Source organism: Mycobacterium ulcerans subsp. shinshuense, from assembly GCF_002355775.1.
In the GTDB taxonomy this organism is placed as follows: Bacteria; Actinomycetota; Actinomycetes; order Mycobacteriales; family Mycobacteriaceae; genus Mycobacterium; species Mycobacterium marinum.
This window is the reverse complement of sequence record NZ_AP017624.1, coordinates 2,708,986-2,728,185: the sequence shown is the minus strand read 5'-3', so window position 1 is coordinate 2,728,185 and position 19,200 is coordinate 2,708,986. Positions and strand designations below refer to the sequence as shown.

Genomic DNA, 19,200 nt, shown 5'->3' with positions numbered 1-19,200 from the left:
AATCCGAAGCGAAAGTGGCCCGCATCACAATAGGCTGTTGCTGACCCGAGCTCGTCGAAACCAGCCGGGAACCCCCCGGCTGGTTGTGAGCTTTATGGAGGTTCGACATGACCGCGCTGACGGCGGTTCCGGAAATCGTGGTACACGCGGCCACCGAGCTAAGGGACATAGGTTCTTCGGTCAACACCGCCAACGCCATGGCGACGACGCAGACCACAACCATCGTCGCCGCGGCCCAAGACGAAGTATCAGCGGCGATCGCGGCGCTGTTTTCTGTTCACGGTCAGACCTATCAGCAGTTGAGCGCGCAGGCGATAACTTTTCACGAGCAGTTTGTGCCGGCGCTGAGCAGCGCCGGAGGCGCCTACGCAGCTGCGGAGGCCGCCAACACCGGACCGCTTCAGCAGCTGCTGGAGGCGATCAATTCGCCGGTACAGGCGTTGACCGGGCGGCCGCTGATCGGCAATGGCGCCAACGGTGCGCCGGGCACCGGCGCCAATGGTGGCGATGGCGGCTGGCTGCTCGGCGATGGCGGCGCCGGCGGGTCGGGCGCCACCGGCCAAGTGGGAGGTAACGGCGGGGCGGCCGGGCTGCTGGGATCGGGAGGTGCGGGCGGGGCCGGGGGCGGCTCCACGGTCGGTAACGGTGGTGCCGGAGGGGTTGGGGGGACCGGGGGCTGGTTGTCGGGTAGTGGCGGAGTCGGCGGGGCAGGTGGGGCGACCAGCGACGTTGGCGCGGTCGGCGGGGCCGGCGGCGATGGCGGGGCCGGGGGTCTGCTGGGTGCCGACGGAACCGGCGGGGCAGGCGGAGCGGGCCGTCTCGGGAGTGGCGCGACCGGTGGGGCCGGAGGAGCCGGGGGAGCCGGGGGGCCGTGGGCCGGACTGGTCGGTGCGGGCGGAGGCGATGGCGGCATCGGCGGGATGGGACAACACAATGGCGGAGCCGGCGGGACGGGTGGCAGCGCTGGGGTGCTCGGTGACCCAGGCGGGGCCGGCGGCACCGGCGGATACGGCGGTGTGACAGGCGGCGGCGGCGGTGGTTCCGGCGGTGACGCCGGCGGGGTGTTCGGCGTGCGGGGGCTATTCGGCACCGGTGGGGCGGGCGGGGCCGGAGGATTCGGCAGTACATCCGGGGCGGCCGGGGGGACCGGCGGTGACGGTGGGTTGTTCTTCTCCAGCGGCGGGGCCGGCGGGGAAGACGGTGCCGACGCGACCGCCGGCCCGGGTGGGGGCGGCGGGGCCGGCAGATTGCTGTTCTCCGACGGCGGCGTCGGCGGAGTCGGCGGCTCCAGCACCGGCGGTGTTGGGGGCCAGGGGGGAACGGGAGGCCGGGCGGGCCTGCTGATCGGCAACGCAGGCGCCGGTGGCGCGGGTGGCGAAGGTACGGCGGCTGGAGGCGACGGCGGTAACGGCGGCAACGGAGTGCTGATCGGTAACGGTGGCAACGCCGGTACCGGCGGAGCGGGTCCGAGCAACGGTGGCAATGGTGTCGGCGGTACCGGTGGTGTGCTGCTGGGAGCCGACGGATTCGACGCCCCGGCGAGCAGCTCACCGCTGCACAGTTTGCAGCAACAAGCGCTGACCGCGGTCAATGCCCCCATTCAGGCGGCCACCGGGCGCCCGCTGATCGGCAATGGAGCCCCGGGGGCTACCGGCAGCGGCGCGAGTGGGTCGCCCGGGGGTTGGTTGCTTGGTGACGGCGGGGCCGGCGGCTCCGGAGCTGCCGGCTCGGGTATCGCCGGTGGTGACGGCGGGGCAGCCGGGCTCATCGGTACCGGCGGCACCGGCGGCGCCGGCGCTGGCTCGGCCTCCGATGACGGCGGCGGCGGCTCCGGTGGGGCGGGCGGGTGGCTATCCGGTGCCGGCGGGGTCGGCGGGGTCGGCGGATTCTCACTGACCGGCGGTACCGGCGGGAGCGGCGGTGCCGGCGGGGCCGGCGGGCTGTTGGGTGCGGCCGGGCTGGGCGGTGCCGGCGGGGCTGACGTCAACGGAGACGGTGGTGACGGCGGGAGCGGCGGGGCCGGCGGCCTACTGGGTGGGCTGGTCGGCGCCGGTGGCGGCGACGGCGGGGCGGGGGGAGCCAGCGAGTCGGCAAACGGTGGCGCCGGCGGGGCCGGGGGCGATGCCGGAGCGTTCGGCGGGCCCGGCGGTGCGGGCGGGAGCGGCGGATTTGGCGATGTGGCTGGGGGGATTGGTGGCACCGGCGGCAATGCCGGGATGCTGTTCGGCAGCGGCGGGGCCGGCGGTGACGGTGGATTTGGCCTGGGTGTCGTGGGTGGACACGGCGGGGACGGCGGCAACGCCGGCCTGTTGTTCTCCAGTGCGGGATCTGGAGGATTTGGCGGTTCCAGCACGAAAACCGCTGGTGACGGCGGGATGGGCGGGGCAGCCGGGTGGCTAGGCTTCGGTGGGGCCGGTGGAGCCGGCGGGTTCGGTGGCGTGGTCGGTGCAGGCGACGGGGGCTCGGGCGGCAACGGCGGTGCCGGCGGTCAATTGTTGGGAATCGGCGGGGCCGGCGGGGCCGGCGGACAGTCGCTATCGAGCGGCGTTGGAGGCGACGGCGGCACTGGCGGCAACGCCGTGCTGATCGGCAACGGCGGCAACGGCGGCAACGTTGGAACCGGCACCCCCGGCGCCGGTGGGTCAGGTGGGGTCCTGCTGGGCGACGAAGGGCTCAACGGCTCGCCCTAGTCGAGGCAACCAAACGACGGGGACCGCCAACTCAGGTCGCACGGCCCGCAGGCCGCGAATCAGTTCGAGGCGCTGAGGACCTTGATCGCGAAGACCAGTGTGTCGCCCGGACGGATGCCAGCGCTGGGCTGGCCGTCGGGGTAACCATCGGCGGAGGTCATTGCGACGGCAACCGTGGAGCCGACTTTTTGTCCCGCGATGGCCTTTTGGAAGCCCGGCACCACCCCATTGAGCGGGAAGACGACCGGGGCGCCCCGTTCGTAGCTGCTGTCGAAGACCGACCCGTCGCGCCCATTGACGCCCATGTAGCAGACGGAAACCCTCGCGGTACCCGGGACCACGGGGCCGTCGCCGGCTTGCAGCGTGTGCACCTGGGTTTGATTCACGCTGAAAGGGGTCGACACCTTCACGACTGGAGCCGCCGTCTCGGTGGATCCGGTGACGGCAACGCTGCCGGTGGCCCCGTTGAGCGTCCACTCCGGCGTCGTGCCACTGGACGGCGCCGCGGTTGGACACGAAGCGGCGGCGGTTGCCGTTCCCGATGCGGCGAGCGGAACGCCGATTGCCGCGACGCAGGCGGCAAGTACAGCGGAGGAATAAACCCGGAAGGACTTCACGGCGCTCAGGCTACAGCCACTGGTCACCGCCCCAATTGGTAGCCCTGCCGTAGCCGACCAGGCGAAGCGGCGGCGCCACGCGGCGCATTGAGCTGTGCCCTTTGGAACCGCTCAGAAATGGCTGGGATTAGCGGGGTTCATCGGGCTCATCGGATTTGCCGGGTTCATCGGATTTGCCGGATTTGCCGGGTTCATCGGGTTTACCGGATCCATCGGGCTCGCGGGGTTGAGAGGACTGTTCGGCCCATACGGGCCGAGGTTGCATAGGGCATCCGCATTCGCCATGCAATCCGCAGGGTCAAACGGGTTGACCGGGTCCGCGCCGGCGGGGGCGGCAGCAATGAGGGCAGATGCGGCGCAAAAAGCGCCTATTGCCAATACTTTTCCAAAGCCACGGCGGGCACCAGAAAACGTCGTCAACCTCATCGAAATAATCCTTCTTTCTCTAGCGCCATCAATGGTACCGAGGAAATCGATGCATATCGCACGGCGATCTTCCATGCCGTAAGTCCCGCCGGCGCCTGACCGACCCGAGACCCGGGGACCGGTCCGGTGTCACCGGTAGGGAACCCGTTTCACTAGCCTCTGGGGCATGAAGGCCATGGCGCAGCGAACGTGGAATCCGGCAGAACCGCTAGAATTCATCGAGCTACCCACGCCCGAACCGAAAGCCGGCGAAGTCCGGGTACAGGTCCAGGCGATCGGGGTCAACCCGGTCGACTGGAAGATGCGCAGCTCGGGCCCCCTGCGGCTGGCGGCACGCCTGATCGGACCAAAGCCACCGGTGGTGGTGGGGGTGGACTTCGCCGGAGTGGTCGAGGCGGTCGGTCCGGGCGTGACGCGCGCCGCCCCGGGAGACCGGGTGGTGGGCGGCACCAACTTCTCCCGTGGTCAGCGGGGTTCATACGCCGACACCGTGCTGGTGCGCGAGGACCAGCTCTGCCGCGTCCCGGACACGGTCGACACCGCAGTGGCCGCCGCCTTGCCCGTGGGCGGTGTCACCGCCTGGATGGCGGTCGTGGAGCTGGGCCGAATCCGGCAAGTGCCGCCCGCCGACCGGCGGGTGCTGGTGCTGGGTGCCTCCGGGGGCGTGGGCCAGCTGGCCGTGCAGATCGCCAAGCTGCAGGAGGCCTTCGTGGTCGGAGTGTGCTCGACAAAAAACGTCGAGATGGTCAAGGACCTAGGGGCCGACCTCGTTCTGGACTACAACCAGGGCGACGCACTGGCGCAGGCCAAGCCGCATGCCCCATTTCACGTCGTGATCGACTGCGTGGGCAGCTACTCCGGCGCCGGGTGTCGGGCACTGCTGTCTTCGCGCGACCGCCACATCATGGTTGCCGGTGACGAGCCCAGCTCCGCCGTGCAAGTGGTGGTGCCCCCGTTCAAATCCAAGGCAATCCTGGGCAGATCCAACGGCGCGCGGCTGGAACCGCTGGTGGATGCTGTGGCCGCCGGCAAGCTGCGGGTGAGCATCGCCCAGAAGCTCCCACTCACCAGCGCCGAGGAGGCCCACCGGCTCAGCCAGACCAGCCGCATGACCGGGAAACTGATCCTCGAACCCTGAGATCGTCTGCCGGGCGCTTTGACTGTGCCGACGGTCAGTTGCGCGACAGTGCGGGGCCAATGCGGGGCACCCCGGGGCCCGACGAGTGCGGCGATGCCAACATCTCATGACGGTTTCGGTTGCGCAAAGGTACTGCAGCCCACCCGCGACGCAACGGCCAATATCGATTTGATGTCTCTAGTGTTGGCTGTCATGGCCAGACTGGACAGCTTCGTGAAGCGCTGGCGTACAGCGCTTCACGTCACTCTGTTGGCGTTGATGGTCGCCATCCCCGGACTCGCCATTAGCCCCGAGGCTCACGCGGCCGCGGCCACGGCAACGTTGACGGTGGAACATACGTGGCAGACCGGCTTCATCGCGCGCTTCGCGATCACCAATGCGAGCCTGGTACCGATGAGCGACTGGCGGCTTGAATTCGACTTGCCGGCGGGAGAATCCATCTCGCACGCGTGGAATAGCACCGTCGCGCAATCCGGCACGCACTATGTTGTGAGCCCCGCGAACTGGAATCGCGTCATTGCACCTGGCGGTTCAGCTACCGGTGGATTCCGAGGAGTGTTGCTCGGCACGTACTCGCCACCGACCAATTGCATGCTCAACCGACAATATCGTTGCTCCTAGGAGCACTCCGAGGTCCAGAAGTCATCAGCCCTCGCGATGCGCCGGTGCAGCATCGGCGCTGGATGTGCCATGTCCTGCCTGGGCGTCCGACAGGAGTCGCCAAGTTGAGCTCGATGATCGGCTGTGCAGAATTCCGGCAACCTATAGGCTAACTACCGCGCGCGATGTCTGGCCATAGCGCGAACGTGACGGAGGGATGTAGCGCAGGTGAGTCAGGCACTCGGCGGGGGCACGCAGTGGTAGCCGTGTCGGCGCTGGTGCTTTCCGGCAAGGGCGGAACAGCGAAAACGCTTTGGCAGATGATGCTGGCAGGGGAAGCGTCGCGAGCCGGGATCTGTCTAATCACTTTGGGGTGTCGCAGCATTCAACCGGCTTGGGTTCCGTCCTAGAAGATGCCGGAATCGACTTTTGGGGCAAGCCCGACCAGGGCGCCAAGCGGATACCCGAAGAGATTATTGAAACCACATGGCCCTCGGTGGATTTGGTGCCCGCCGGCGCTTCGTTAGGCCGCGTCGCGGGCATAGGCGTATCGGACACCGGGTTGTTGCGACGCATCTTTACAGTTGCGGGGATATTCGACCGCTATGAACTTCTGCTGATCGACACCGGCGGTCGCACCGGCTCTTTGGAAGCGCTGGCAATGCATCTAGGTGATGTGGCATACGCGCCGATCACCCCAACCCTCGATGCGCTACGGAAGGCCAAGGAGGCGCGGAACAGGGTGGAAAGTGTCCAACGAACACATCCACTCAGATGGTGCGGTGTTGTCTTGTCCGCCTTCGACAGTCGGATCGGCATCGAGCGGTCGATCCGGGAAAAGGCGTACCGCGAGTTTGGCGACGAAGTCCGCGCCGAGGTGCCGAGGCGTGCCGTCATAAATGAGGCTTTCCAAGGCGGCACGCGGCTCGGTGATTGCCACGACACCATCGCGACCAATCTCGCGCGAGTCTTCCAAGGCTTCCTGGAACGCGACCTGTTGGGTCGACCCGCTAGTACGCCCCCGAACGTGCAGCCCTGACGAATCGGTGGTTGGCGCAATAACACCGGTGAGGCTCTTGGGGTCTGTATGTCGCACGCGATGATGCCGAGCTCAGCGAACGCCAGCAGCGGCTATCGCGCATCGCCATTCCGATGCCCTTGATGGAGGTTCCACTGTCCGCAGTCCGGTGCCAGAACGTCGTTGACGTCGACTTCGAATCCGCCGACCCGCGGGCCAGGACTGGACTTGGTGCTCACGACGCGCTGGTAGAGAACGGCGGCCGGGTAGATCCGATGGCCGGACCAGGCTCGAGTTTGCCAGGCCCACCGGCGGCCGGGTGTGCCCGAAGATCCGATAACACCATCGGCCGCGGCCCACTGACACACATCGATTCCTCCGTAAACCCCGGTACGTTGAACCCCAAGAACCGAGTTGATTCCGCGAAACCATTGCAGCGCAACGCGGTTCCAGGTATCGCGATTGATGTCCTCATCGACCGTGAAGAAGACCGGCGCACCTTGGCCGCCGCCCGCGGCGGTGTGCAGCTGCCAGGCGGTGCGCGCATCCGCGACGCCGCCGGCATAGCCCCGCGTGCAGTCCGACGGCGCTGACCCACCCGGTTTGCCGTATTGGTAGTTACTGACTATCACCAAGCCCGCGGCCGTCAGTGAATCGGCGTAGCGCCGGGTAATCGGCTTAGCGCCAAACGATGAGCCGGGACGCGACAGCGAAACGTAGTTGACCACACCGCTGTAGCCGGCAGCCCGGATCTGCTGCGCCGGAATCTGATGCGCGGCGAAGTCGATCAGTCGAGGGGGAGCGGCGGCGGCCGCGGTGGGCATGCCGCAGGCCGCCGATGCGGCACCGAGCCCGGCCAACGCAGTCGTGTAGCGCAGCGCGTCGCGCCGGGAAATCGCTCGCGATCGAACAGCGCTGGGCGGCAGGGGCAAATTGTGCATCGCGCGATGTTAACGATGTGACTGCTGTTGCCGATAGACCTGCGCCAGCCGAAACGCGGGTGCGTTCCCAAATGGATACCAAGCGGTGACCGTTCGGCAATGGCCACGCCGAATGAGAACGCCTCGGCGTGTCGTTGGTGGGGCCGTCGACGTACGCTTCAGGTGGCGGCTACTGGTAACCCGCCATCTTCGGTTCTCTGCATAGTCATTCGGCCCAAGTGTCCGAACAGTCTCGAGTGTGCGTCCAAAGTGTGTCCAACGCCCGCGACTCCGAGCTGCCAAGTAATGCTTGGGCGTGGCGGTTGGGGACCACTCGGTATTGACCGACTCATCCCAGGATCGCCCGCGCTGCGCGCTCTGCGACCAGCATGACTGGCGCGTTGGTGTTCCCGGAAGTGATGGCGGGCATCGCCGACGCATCGGCCACTCGAAGACCGGCGACGCGGTACACGCGACAGTCGGTGTCGAGCACCGTGGCGGCCGACCTCGGCCTACCGCGTGCGTCAAAGGCTCCCATCGCGCAGGTGCAGCGGTGGCGAGAAACAGGTCAGGCGTTGATTCATCTGATGCAATATGCAGTGGTTAACTTGACATAATGTCTCTTATCGGCACATTGGGTGGCATATATAGGGATCGCCACACACGTCTTGGTGACCGTCGCTTGTTGACACAGCCAGGTCTCCGACGTCGCCTGCCAACACCGCCACGACGACATCGACGCCGATGTGCTGCGCACGCACACCCCTGGGCACACGTTGACCCGGCGATGAATGACATGCCATTCCTTGACCACTCGGCCGCCTATGCCTACCGACCAACCGAAGTGGGCGCCCGACCTTCCCCGCGCCATGCGCACACGTTTTCGTCACGTGACAATATCCAACGAGCGCATCTCCACAAACTATCGAGGCGATCATCGCGACGAGTCATCCCGAACGGACCGGCCGCGGATCCACACAACACACGGGACCGACCCGATTGCATGACCCCGCTTTGACCATCCGCGGATCTACCCCCCGTGCGTACCCCCCACCACCCAAAGAGCCCGCACCCGAGCCCCAGATCGAGGCCTAGCGCAGCGCAGTTACGTCACGTGACGTAATGGCAATCGATGGGCGAGATCCCCGAGCTCAATGGCCAGACGCGTCGAGTACGAAGATCGGCTTATGCCCGGCCTGCTTTGAGGTGAGCACCTCCGGCATCTCGTCCCATCCGTAGATCCCGGAGGTGACCAATTGGGGATGCAGCACATTCGCGGCAACCGCGTCGAGTGTCGGCGTCATGCTGGGCCGAGCGTGACCTTTGCCGTTGTGAAAATGGACTCCACGCATATATAGCTGCAGCATCGGCGACGCGACATCCTGGAAGTAGATGCCCACACTGTTGACATGTCCTTCCGGCATCACCGACCGCAGCGCCATCTTGAGCCGTTCGGGATCGGCAGAGGCATCCACCGCAAGATCGAAGTTTTTCTCCCGCTTGCCGTTGATGTCGGCGACTTCGGCTCCAAGTTGCTCAGCGACCGCCATCCGCACCGGGTCGTCGTCGTAGTAGACCGTGTGCGCACCAGCACAGTGCACCGCGGCGTCAACGCAGTAGAGCCCGATCGAACCCGTACCCCCGAAGACCGCCACCCGCGGGTCGGCGATCTCAGCGACCGTGGGCACCACCACTTCCCATCCCAGAGCTAGGTTGTCGCCGATGGAGGCCAGGTGCACGGGATCCACGCCGGCCGGCAGTGGCGCCAAGTTGTAGTCCGCGAACGGCACCCGAATCAATTCGGAGAACGTGCCACCCCACAGGCCGTTTACGGGCAGGCCATATTGCGCATCTCCGTAACGCAGGCATCGGGCGGGATGGTTGATACGGCACTGCGCGCACGTTCCGCAGGCGATATGCCACGCCACTCCCACTACATCGCCGATCGCGAAATCGGTACATTCGCTGCCGACCTCGACGACGGTACCCACGCATTCATGACCGAGGGCGAACGGTGCAGCCATGGAGAACGGGGTCTTGTCGGCGATGACGTGATGATCGAGGTCGCACGTGGTGGCCGCCAACGGTCGAACCAGCGCGTCGCCCGGATCCAGGATGGTCGGAGCGTCGACCTCATCGAATCGCAACGTGCCGGGTGCAACGAAAGTCAGGCTCCTCATGGACACTCCTATAACGACCGTTATAACCTGGTGCCGACGCTAGACTATAACGATCGTCATAGCAAGGAGTACCGTCGTGGCCGAAGATTCCGGAAGACAGCGCATGGTCGCCGGTGCCGCAGAGATGATCAGCCGTCGTGGGCTCAACGCGACCAGCGTTCGCGAACTGGCCAAACACACTCAAGCGCCCCTGGGCTCGACCTATCACTACTTCCCCGGCGGCAAATACGACCTCGCGACCGAAGCCGTCCGGTGGGCCGACGACCTCACCGTTGGTGTCCTCGCCCGAGAGCTGGCGGCAGGACCACAGGCCGGTTTGTCGGCCTTCCTGGCGATGTGGCGAAAAATCGTGATTGACAGCAATTTTCATGCTGGATGCCCAGTCCTGGCGGTGTCAGTGGAGGACCTCCCCGAGGAGCATCACGCGCCCCGGAGTGCTGCAACCACCGCGTTCCAGCGCTGGACGTCAATGCTGGCCGATTCCCTGCGCGACGCCGGCGCTGCGGAGCAAGACGCACAACAGGTCGCAACTCTCATCGTGGCCTCCGTCGAGGGCACCGTCGCGATGTGCCGCGCCCAACAAAGCATCGCGCCGCTGGACCTCGTGACCGCTCAGCTCGGCCGTGCCATCGATGCCGTATTGCCCGGGGCCACGTCACCGGACGCCCACAGCTAGATCTCGTAGGGTCAGCCACCATGGTTGTGCGTTCAATACTGCTGTTCATTGTCGCCGCGGTCGCCGAAATCGGCGGCGCCTGGCTGGTCTGGCAAGGAGTACGTGAGCAACGCGGCTTGGCCTGGATCGGCGCCGGAGTCATCGCCCTGGGCCTCTACGGATGCGTGGCCACCCTGCAGCCGGATGCCCACTTCGGCCGGATCCTGGCCGCTTACGGCGGCATCTTCGTCGCCGGCTCACTGCTGTGGGGCATGGCCTTCGACGGCTTCCGGCCCGACCGCGCCGATATTGTCGGCGCCCTCATCTGCCTGGCCGGAGTGGGCGTCATCATGTACGCCCCACGCGCACACTAGATCGCGCCTAAACAAGCCGGAATGTCACTGCCCGGTAGCGCAATTCCTAGGAATGCTGCGCCGCTTGCTGAGCGAGTTGGACGCGGGAGTTGAAGCCGAGTTTGGTGTAGACGTGGGTGAGGTGCGTCTGCACCGTGCGCGGCGAGAGAAACAGCCGCTGGGCGATGTCCTTGTTGAAAAGGCCTTGCCCCACAAGACGTACCACGTTGAGTTCGGCTCGGGTCAGGGCCACCCAGCCGCTTGTCGCCCGCTTTCTTTCGCCGCGGCGGTGTTGGAGGTAGTCGATCGCTTCCTCGGCGGAGAATGCGGCGCCGTGGGCCCAGGCGGTGTCGAATTCGTCAGTGCTCATCGTGGCGTGCAAGGCGGCTACCGACTTCTGATAGCCGGCGTCATAGATCTTGAACCTCATCGCGCCGATGCGCTGTCGGATGCCCTCGGCCGCGCCGTACACGCGAGCCGCCTCGCGATCTCTGCCCTGATCGGCGGCGAGCGCGCCGAGGCACTCGAGGATATCCGGCAGGCAGGTGCGCCCCCCGACGTCAGCCGCGCACGTGAGCGCTTCGTAAGCCGCACGTTCGGCTTGTTCCGGCTCGCCCTCGGCCATCGCCACCCGAGCGCGGGTGGTCAGCGCCAGCGCACGGTGCCACCCCGTCGTCACCGAGACGGCCTCATCGGCGCAGCGCTTGGCCCCGGCCACGTTTCCACAGGCAAGGGCGATCTCGGCCCGGAAGCTGTGCCAGAACATCGCCGCGTAGGGCTGCACACTCAGCTTGTGCCAGGCTAGGTCGCTTGCGTTGCGCGCCGTTTCGACGTCACCACCGGCCAGCGCCGCCAGCGCCACCGTCGAATAGCCCAGTCCCAGAGCATATTCGCTCGACTCGGCGGCACGCTCCAGCGCCGCCTCGGCCGCCGTCCTGGCTGCGTCGACGTCGCCGCGATAGGCCAGCGCGTCGCCGAGCCCCTTAGAGCTCAAAGAAGCAAGGTTTTCCGCTTCGGACAGCGCACCGAATTGCGTGGTGGCACCGGTCAAGTCGCCCTGCCAGAGTTGCGCGTATCCCAAGCTGAGCCGACACAGCCACGAATTGAACCGGTCCCCGATCGCATCGGCAAGATCGCGTCCTTCGGTACCGATTCGCCGTGCCGCAATCGCGTCACCGGCCACCACCGCCGCATTGCTCTGCCAGCTCAGAATCTGGCTCAGGCCCTACTGATCGTCCAATTCCTCAGCCAGGCTGGCCGCCTCGGCGAAATACTGCCCCACCGCTTCGGTGTGATGGCTGAAGCTCGCGGTCAATCCGCAGGCGGTCAGTGCCCGGACCAACGAGGCCGGGTCATCGAGCTCACGTGCGATCGCCAACGCCGCGGCGGCGCTTTCCAGACTTGTTGCGACGTCGACGAACATCGTCAGAACGGCCGCGTCGGCAAGCGCCCGGGCCCGCACCGTCGGGCTGACCTCGAGCACGCTCGCGCCGGCCAGGGCCGCATCAAACCAGCTGCGTCCCTCGCTGATCCGGCCCCGGACCAACCACAGCGGCTGCAGCCGCGACGCCAGCATCAGCGCCGATTCACCATCGGAGCTCTCCAACAACCACGCCGACGCGGCGCGCAGATTCTCTAGTTCGCCCTCGCCCCGCGCCAGCAGGAAGTCATAGTCGGCTCGCGCGGGTAGATCCAACGGGGCGACCACAGCCGTGTAATGGTCACAATGACGCGCACGCGCGATATCGGCCTCGCCGGCCTCACGCAGCTTCTCCAAGGCCAGCTGGCCTACCCCCTCGAACCGCCGATAGCGCGTTCTGCCGTTCGAGCTGTCGGCTACCACCAGCGATTTATCGACCAGCTGCGACAAATCGCCCAGCACGTCGCGGGGGTGCACGTCGCCGAAGGCGGCCACCGCTTGCGCCGCTTGCAGGTCGAATCCGCCAACGAACACACCGAGGCGGCGAAACAACACTCGTTCGGTATCGGTGAGCAGACCGTGGGACCACTCAAGTGATGCCCGCACGGTCTGCTGGCGCGGGACGGCGGTACGCGCGCCGCCGGTGAGCAGCCGAATCTTGTCGTCCAGGCCCGCAGAGATCTCGGCCAATGACAGCGTCCGTACCCGCGCCGCCGCCAGCTCGATGCCCAGCGGCTGGGTATCCAGCCGTCGGCAGATCTGGCTCACGGTCCCCGCGTTGTCATCGGTGAGGGCGAAATCGGGTTGGGCCAGGCGGGCGCGATCGGTGAACAATGCGATCGCGTCGCCAACGGCCAACGGCGGCACCCGCCAGGTCACCTCGCCGGCGACCTTGATCGGCTCGCGGCTGGTGACCAGCAGCCTCAAGCCGGGGCAGTCGCGCAGCATGGCGCCCAGACGCGGGGCGCTGGCATCGAGTAGATGCTCACAGTTGTCGACCAGCAGCAGCATCTGGCGATCACCGAGGTGGTGCAGCAGCGTGTCCATCGCCGAGCGGCCGGGCTGGTTCGGCAGGCCCAGCGCGCGAGCCATCGTGATCGGCGCGACGGCGGGATCGGTGATCGAGCCCAGATCGACGTAGCGCACACCATCGACGAACTGCGCCGCCAGTTGGGCAACGACCTGTTCGGCTAGGCGGCTCTTGCCCACCCCACCGGACCCGATCAATGTCACCAGTCGGTTCTCCACCACCAGCCCGTGGACCTCGGCCAGCTCGCGGCCGCGGCCCACAAAACTTGTCAGGTGCACCGGAAGACCGGACGCGGCAGGGCTTTTCGTCACACAGAGCGGCGGGAACTCGTTGCGAAGGTTGGGATGACACAGCTGCGCTACGCGTTCGAAGTGAATGAGATCGCGCAGCGGCGCCAATCCGCGGTCGGTTAACCAGGCCTGCTCCGGAAGCTGGTTGATAACAATGTCCTTGGTCGCGGCCGACAGCAGCGTCTGGCCGCCGCGCGCCAGGTCCCGCAGCCGCGCCGTGCGGTCGATCGTCGGGCCGACGTAGGTGCCGTCGTCACGCGGCTGTGCCACCTCACCGGTGTGTATTCCGATACACAACCGAATGGGCGCCAGCGGCGCCTGCTGCAACTGCAACGCGCACTCCACCGCGTCCTGCGCACGTCCGAACGCGACCACCAGGCTCTCACCGGGGGGCTGCTCGACAGCTCGAACACCGCCGTATGCCGACACGGCATCGGTCAGGATCTGATCCAGCCGTTCCAGCGCCGCACTGAGTTCGGTGGGTTGTGTCTGCCGCAGCCGCGCAGAATCCTCGATATCGGCCGATAGCAGCGTCACCGTGTCCGTCAGCAGCAACTCATCCACGCTCCAGTCAATGACGGCCGGTCTGCAACGTCATCATCTTAACCAGCAGCTCAACGGCGATAGCCCAAATATCGGTCGAAGTACGTATGCACGGACGACGGCGCTCGCAAAGCTACGACCCCCCGACCGACCGAGTTACGCGTTCCGACCGATTCCTTCGGGCAGCGCGCATGGGACCGTCGGATCATCCGCAATTTCCAGTACCAGCCCTGAAGGAATTCTGTCGTGCGTCACCCCGAAAAATCGCCAATCCCGCACGTGGTCATTGCCGGAGCAGGAATTGCCGGGATGGCTGCCGCGATGATCCTGGCAGAAGCCGGGGTTCGGGTCACGGTGTGCGAGGCGGCACCCGAAGCCGGTGGGAAAGCAAAGAGTCTGCGCCGACCGGATGGTCACCCCACCGAACACAGTCTTCGGGTCTACCTGGACTACTACCAAACTCTGCTGACGCTGTTCTTGCGCATACCCACCGAAAGCGGCAAAACCGTTCTCGACAATCTCGTCGGGGTCAATGCGGTTCGCGTATACCGTCACCGCACCTTCGGTCGGGCCGCCGCCCCCGCTCCGGCGCGACGCCGGCGGACGACCTTCGCGTTGCTCGCCAGAGTGTTTGAGCCACTTGCACAATTCAGCCGGATGGTGGCGCGCAGCGCACTGGTCATCGTCGGCATGGCCTCCAGGGGAGTGTCACCCATCGATGCCATCCGCTACCTGCCTGCACACGTGCGGCTGCTCTGGATGTGCCCAGAGCGACTGACTGCGGAGCTGGCCGATGTCGCGTATGAGGATTATCTGCAACTCGGCAAGAAGGCCCCTCGCGCGCAGGCGTTCTTTTCAGCGTTGCCACGCATTTTCGTCGCAGTGCGACCTAATGCCGAGGCAGCCGCGATTGCACCGATCATCCTCAAGGGCCTGTTCCACTTCACCAGCCGACCGGCGGCCCTCAACGGCATTACCGCGCCGTCAATCATGATGATGAACGGCCCGCCCAGCGAGCGCATGGTCGATCCCTGGATTCGGCACCTGCAGACCCTCGGTGTCGACCTTAAGTTCGACACGCGCATAGACGATCTCGAGTTTCGAGACGGCCGCGTCACCGCGTTGGTGTCGGCTGATGGGCGTCGGTTTGGCTGCGACTTCGCCGTTCTTGCCCTGCCCTATCTCACGCTGCGCCGGCTAGCCGAACGAGATTGTGTCAGCCGACATCTCCCTCACCTCACCCAGCAGCACGCGATCGCGCTCGAGTCATCGAACGGATTGCAGGTCTTCTTGCGCGACATTCCCCCAACATGGCCTGCGCATGTGCGACCGGGAGTCGTCGGTACGCACTTCGAAAGCGAGTGGGCGCTGGTTTCGGTTCTGCAGGGCGAAGGGTTTTGGGCAGATGTCGCGCTGCCCGCGGGCACCAAATACGTTCTGTCGATCACCTGGAGTGACGTCGACACGCCTGGCCCGGTTTTCGGTCAGCCGGCAAGCGAGTGCACGCCGGATGAAATCGCGACCGAATGTCTGGCCCAATGCGGCCTTGATCGCTCGCACATAGCGGGTTGGCACATTGATGATGAGTTGAAACACCTGAGCGAGACCGACTATCAAAGACTGGCCAGTGATTTGCCTCCGCATCTGGCCAGCGCGCCGGCCCGCGGACAGCGCATGGCCAATCTGTCACCGCTCACTATTTTGCTGCCCGGTGCGCGCGACCGATCGCCACGCATTCGCACCGAGGTAGGCAACCTCTTTCCGGCCGGCGAGGCCAGCTATTCACCGGAGTTGACTTTTCTGGTCCCCACCATGGAGAAGGCCGCAAGCTCAGGCTATTTGGCGGCCCACAACATCCTCGGTGTCGGCGCTGCCGACGCCGCACCCGAATTACGGATCGACTTCAACGATCCCGTCCCATTCGCGGTTCTGCGACGGGTGGATCGATGGTTTTGGAACCGTCGCCGCCCTCCCGAATCACCCTGCGATCCACCCGGCGCAGCCTGCCCATCAGAGAACGGAGTCCCCCATGGCTGTCCAACCCCTGTCCCCCACCCGGAAAGCGCCCCCCGTCGGTGACGCGGAGCCCGATAGATCCGGGCGCCTTGGCGGCCCTCATTTCCGGCTTGGCCGGCGACGCCAGCCTTCCCCGGCCACGGTGTTGCTGGTAGCGGCCTTCGGCGCCTTCCTGGCGTTTCTCGACTCCACAATCGTCAACGTCGCGTTCCCCGATATCCAGCGGTACTTCCACAGCGGCATCAGCGATTTATCGTGGGTACTCAACGCCTACAACATCGTCTTCGCCGCATTCCTGGTGGCCGCGGGCAAGCTCGCTGACTTGCTGGGGCGCAAGCGGCTCTTCGTCTACGGCGTCGTGTTGTTCACCATCGCGTCCGGGCTCTGTGCGGCCGCCGACAGCGTCGAGCAGCTGGTTGCATTCCGGGTGCTGCAGGGCATCGGCGCGGCGGTGCTGGTTCCGGCGTCACTCGGGCTCGTCGTGGAGAGCTTTCCCGCCGAGCGGCGAGCCCACGGGGTGAACCTGTGGGGTGCCGCCGGGGCGATCGCGGCCGGTCTCGGCCCACCCATTGGGGGCGCGCTCGTCGAGGCGCTGAACTGGCGCTGGGTCTTCTTGGTGAATCTGCCGCTGGGCATCGTGGCAGTGCTGGCCGCGCGCCGGGCGCTGGTGGAGAGCCGGGCTTGCGGGCGTCGACGGGTGCCCGACGTTCGAGGCGCGGCGATGCTGGCCACTGCGCTGGGACTGCTGACCCTGGGCTTGATCAAGGGCCCGGACTGGGGCTGGTCCAGCCTGCCCGCAATCGGGTCCTTGGTGGCCGCGGCGCTGGCGATGATCGGATTTGTCATGAGCTCGCGAAACCACCCGACGCCGCTGGTGGAGCCGGCGCTGTTGCGCATCCGCTCGTTCGTGGCCGGCAGCGCACTCACCGCCATCGCGAGCGCCGGCTTCTACGCCTATCTGCTTACCCATGTCCTGTTCCTGAGTTACGTGTGGGGTTACACGCTGCTACAGGCCGGCCTGGCGGTGTGTCCGGCCGCGATCATCGCGGCCGTCACCGCGGGGCTGCTGGGCCGGGTTGCCGACCGGCACGGCTACCGCGTCATCATCGGCGTCGGCGCGCTGATCTGGGCCGGCAGCCTGCTGTGGTCCCTGACCTGCGTCGGGACCACCCCCAACTTCCTCGGCGAATGGCTTCCCGGCCAGATATTGCAGGGCATCGGTGTGGGCGCCGCGTTCCCGCTGTTGGGCAGCGCCGCCCTGGCCGGGCTGGCCTCGGGCAGCAGCTATGCCACCGCTTCGGCGGTGACCGGAACCATCCGCCAGGTCGGGGCCGTAATCGGCGTCGCGCTGCTGGTGATTCTGGTGGGCACACCGGCGCCTGGTGCGGCTGAAGAGTCTCTGCGCCGCGGCTGGACGATGGCGGCGATCTGCTTCGTCGCCGTCGCGCTCGGCGCGGTTTGGCTGGGCCGCATCCGCCCTGCCCCCGCAGAGGCCGTCACGCCCGAATCCGTACCGCCGGCGCAGGCGCCCCTACCGCAGCCGAGCGTGGCCCCGGTTGTGTCGACTTCCCCTGATATCGACGTGCTGCAGGCCGTGCCCGACCTGCATCGCCACGCCGAACACGTTGAGCTGCAAGCGCGTTCGTACCTGTTCCGGGCCGGCGACGTATCGGACTCGCTCTACGTGGTGCGCAGCGGGCGCCTGCAGGTGATCGACGAACACGGCTTGGTGGCCGTACTGGGTCGCGGCCAACTGGTGGGCGAAGTCGGGGTGCTGCGCGACGCGCCCCGCAGCGCGTCGGTCCTGGCGGTGCGCGACTCGTCCCTGCTGCGCGTGCCCAAGTCCGAATTCGCCAAGATCGCCGACGCGCGGCTGCTCGGTGTGTTGGCCTCGGTACTGGCCAATCGTCAGGTGCCGACATCGCGCACGGCTAGCCGGCCGCCGGCACGCGAGGTCGTCGTCGCGGTCATCGGTGTCGACGCCGGCGCGCCCGCGACGGTGGTGGCCACCGAACTGTGCGCCGCCCTGTCCCAGCGGTTGCGGGCGGTGGCCCCCGGCCGGGTCAACGCCGACGGGCTGGAGCGTGCCGAGCGGTCCGCCGACCGGGTGGTGTTGCAGGCGACGGTCGGTGACGGACCGTGGCTGGACTTCTGCGTGCGCGTCGCCGATCGGGTGGTGCTGGTGGCCCGGGACTTCTTGGCGCCTCCTCGGCGACTAACGGCCAAAGCACCGGGCGTCGACCTGGTCCTCACCGGCCCCTCGGCGGCTCCCGTGTACCGGCGGGAGTGGGAGGAGTTGATCACCCCGCGGTCGGTGCATACGGTTCACCCCGCAACGATTGCCGACGACCTGCGCCCTCTGGCCGCGCGCATCGCCGGCCGTTCGGTCGGGCTGGTCCTTGGCGGCGGCGGTGCGTTGGCGTGTGCCCACCTAGGCGTGTTGGAGGAGCTGGAGGCGGCCGGGATCACCGTCGACCGCTACGCCGGCACCAGTATGGGCGCGCTCATGGCGGCGCTGGCCGCCGACGGCGTGGACGCGGCCGGAGTGGACGCCTACATCTACGAGTACTTCGTGCGCAAGAACCACAGCGACTTCACCCTCCCGAGTAAGGGATTCCTGCGGGGGAAGCGCACCGAGGTCGCCCTGCGCAGTGCCTTCGGGGACCGGCTGGTCGAGGAGTTGCCGAAGCAGTTCCGCTGCGTCAGTGTCGATCTACTGGCCCGCCAGTCGGTCGTGCACCGCAGCGGTCTACTCACCGACGTGATCAGCTGCTCGATGCGGCTGCCGGTGATGTACCCGCCGATGGCCCATGCGGGGTCCCTGCACGTCGACGGCGGCATCCTCGACAACGTGCCCGTGACCGCGCTCGCCGGGCCGGAAGGCCCGGTGATTGCGGTGAACGTGGCCGGCGGCAATCGGGACAGCGCTCCAGACAGTCGGCATGGTAAGCGGCTACAGGTGCCAGGGATCACCGATACCCTGTTGCGCGCGTTGACGATTGGCAGCGCGATGACCTCCTCCGAGGTACTAGCGCACGCCGACGTGGTGATTCAGCCCAATCCCAGCGGCATTGGGTTTCTCGAGTTCCACCAGATCGACCGCGCCCGTGAGGCGGGACGGATGGCTGCCCGCCAAGCGCTGCCGCAGATCATGAAGCTGGTGTTCCCGTGAACCGACAGGCCGCCAACAAATCCCCCCTGCCTGACGCACCAGGACGCCAGCGGGGTTGGGCGTGAACCACCCACCACCGGTGGCACCGCCAGCAAACTGAGTGGTCCCCCGTTTTCGACGCCCGCCCAATCT

The 19,200-nt window shown here is 66.8% G+C and carries 12 protein-coding genes and 2 pseudogenes; 8 read left to right on the top strand and 6 right to left on the bottom strand.

Translation table 11 applies throughout. From position 1 onward, the window contains the following. Positions 1 to 107: 107 nt before the first annotated feature. Positions 108 to 2,690 carry a PE family protein gene (locus tag SHTP_RS12155; RefSeq protein ID WP_096370722.1) on the top strand — a complete coding sequence of 861 codons (2,583 nt, stop codon included), beginning with the start codon at positions 108 to 110 and terminating at the stop codon, positions 2,688 to 2,690. A gap of 59 nt (positions 2,691 to 2,749) precedes the next feature. Here SHTP_RS12155 and SHTP_RS12150 read toward each other — a convergent pair whose 3' ends face one another. Further along, on the bottom strand, positions 2,750 to 3,316 hold the full coding sequence (locus SHTP_RS12150) for an FKBP-type peptidyl-prolyl cis-trans isomerase (protein ID WP_373122364.1): 567 nt from the start codon (positions 3,314 to 3,316) through the stop codon (positions 2,750 to 2,752). A 102-nt stretch (positions 3,317 to 3,418) separates the two neighbouring features. Then, positions 3,419 to 3,808, bottom strand: coding sequence for a hypothetical protein (locus tag SHTP_RS12145; RefSeq protein ID WP_231507238.1), 390 nt, complete (start codon positions 3,806 to 3,808; stop codon positions 3,419 to 3,421). Positions 3,809 to 3,899: 91 nt separating this feature from the next. Here SHTP_RS12145 and SHTP_RS12140 point away from each other — a divergent pair, with 91 nt between their 5' ends. The 3 genes from SHTP_RS12140 to SHTP_RS12130 all read left to right on the top strand — a co-directional run bounded on the left by SHTP_RS12140 (position 3,900) and on the right by SHTP_RS12130 (position 6,510). Beyond that, positions 3,900 to 4,871 carry an NAD(P)-dependent alcohol dehydrogenase gene (locus tag SHTP_RS12140; protein WP_096370721.1) on the top strand — a complete coding sequence of 324 codons (972 nt, stop codon included), beginning with the start codon at positions 3,900 to 3,902 and terminating at the stop codon, positions 4,869 to 4,871. Positions 4,872 to 5,063: 192 nt separating this feature from the next. Continuing rightward, the gene (locus SHTP_RS12135; protein WP_012394646.1) at positions 5,064 to 5,492 is read left to right on the top strand and encodes a cellulose-binding domain-containing protein; all 429 of its coding nucleotides are present in this window, start codon (positions 5,064 to 5,066) and stop codon (positions 5,490 to 5,492) included. A 292-nt stretch (positions 5,493 to 5,784) separates the two neighbouring features. Next, the gene (locus SHTP_RS12130) at positions 5,785 to 6,510 is read left to right on the top strand and encodes a ParA family protein (protein WP_231991416.1); all 726 of its coding nucleotides are present in this window, start codon (positions 5,785 to 5,787) and stop codon (positions 6,508 to 6,510) included. 92 nt (positions 6,511 to 6,602) lie between these two features. Here SHTP_RS12130 and SHTP_RS12125 read toward each other — a convergent pair whose 3' ends face one another. From SHTP_RS12125 to SHTP_RS12115, 3 genes and pseudogenes are all read right to left on the bottom strand, one after another. Beyond that, the gene (locus SHTP_RS12125; protein WP_096370720.1) at positions 6,603 to 7,430 is read right to left on the bottom strand and encodes a DUF1906 domain-containing protein; all 828 of its coding nucleotides are present in this window, start codon (positions 7,428 to 7,430) and stop codon (positions 6,603 to 6,605) included. Positions 7,431 to 7,758: 328 nt separating this feature from the next. Continuing rightward, positions 7,759 to 7,956, bottom strand: a pseudogene (locus tag SHTP_RS12120) (GMC oxidoreductase); the annotation flags it as partial. Positions 7,957 to 8,560: 604 nt separating this feature from the next. Beyond that, positions 8,561 to 9,589, bottom strand: a complete 1,029-nt coding sequence (locus SHTP_RS12115) for a zinc-dependent alcohol dehydrogenase (protein ID WP_096370719.1) — start codon at positions 9,587 to 9,589, stop codon at positions 8,561 to 8,563. Positions 9,590 to 9,665: 76 nt separating this feature from the next. Here SHTP_RS12115 and SHTP_RS12110 point away from each other — a divergent pair, with 76 nt between their 5' ends. Continuing rightward, positions 9,666 to 10,265 carry a TetR/AcrR family transcriptional regulator gene (locus SHTP_RS12110; protein WP_096370718.1) on the top strand — a complete coding sequence of 200 codons (600 nt, stop codon included), beginning with the start codon at positions 9,666 to 9,668 and terminating at the stop codon, positions 10,263 to 10,265. A 20-nt stretch (positions 10,266 to 10,285) separates the two neighbouring features. Continuing rightward, positions 10,286 to 10,618 (top strand): YnfA family protein, encoded by a 333-nt coding sequence (locus SHTP_RS12105; RefSeq protein ID WP_096370717.1) that lies wholly within the window; start codon positions 10,286 to 10,288, stop codon positions 10,616 to 10,618. Positions 10,619 to 10,664: 46 nt separating this feature from the next. Here SHTP_RS12105 and SHTP_RS12100 read toward each other — a convergent pair. Further along, positions 10,665 to 13,901, bottom strand: a pseudogene (locus tag SHTP_RS12100) (LuxR C-terminal-related transcriptional regulator). A gap of 225 nt (positions 13,902 to 14,126) precedes the next feature. On the opposite strand from SHTP_RS12100, the gene SHTP_RS12095 reads away from it, so the two are divergent. Together SHTP_RS12095 and SHTP_RS12090 are read left to right on the top strand one after the other, a co-directional pair. Next, positions 14,127 to 15,959 (top strand): FAD-dependent oxidoreductase, encoded by a 1,833-nt coding sequence (locus tag SHTP_RS12095; RefSeq protein ID WP_096370716.1) that lies wholly within the window; start codon positions 14,127 to 14,129, stop codon positions 15,957 to 15,959. After that, a complete protein-coding gene (locus SHTP_RS12090; protein ID WP_096370715.1) occupies positions 15,910 to 19,068 on the top strand; it encodes an MFS transporter in 3,159 nt (1,052 codons plus the stop codon). Before SHTP_RS12095 ends, SHTP_RS12090 begins: the two co-directional genes overlap by 50 nt. Positions 19,069 to 19,200: the final 132 nt, after the last annotated feature.

What these genes read in the sequence shown, in the direction of transcription:
- SHTP_RS12155 (WP_096370722.1), top strand. Translation starts at nt 108, where the DNA reads ATGACCGCGCTGACGGCGGTTCCGGAAATCGTGGTACACGCGGCCACC.
- SHTP_RS12145 (WP_231507238.1), bottom strand. Translation starts at nt 3,808, where the DNA reads ATGGAAGATCGCCGTGCGATATGCATCGATTTCCTCGGTACCATTGAT.
- SHTP_RS12140 (WP_096370721.1), top strand. Translation starts at nt 3,900, where the DNA reads ATGAAGGCCATGGCGCAGCGAACGTGGAATCCGGCAGAACCGCTAGAA.
- SHTP_RS12135 (WP_012394646.1), top strand. Translation starts at nt 5,064, where the DNA reads ATGGCCAGACTGGACAGCTTCGTGAAGCGCTGGCGTACAGCGCTTCAC.
- SHTP_RS12125 (WP_096370720.1), bottom strand. Translation starts at nt 7,430, where the DNA reads ATGCACAATTTGCCCCTGCCGCCCAGCGCTGTTCGATCGCGAGCGATT.
- SHTP_RS12115 (WP_096370719.1), bottom strand. Translation starts at nt 9,589, where the DNA reads ATGAGGAGCCTGACTTTCGTTGCACCCGGCACGTTGCGATTCGATGAG.
- SHTP_RS12105 (WP_096370717.1), top strand. Translation starts at nt 10,286, where the DNA reads ATGGTTGTGCGTTCAATACTGCTGTTCATTGTCGCCGCGGTCGCCGAA.
- SHTP_RS12090 (WP_096370715.1), top strand. Translation starts at nt 15,910, where the DNA reads ATGGCTGTCCAACCCCTGTCCCCCACCCGGAAAGCGCCCCCCGTCGGT.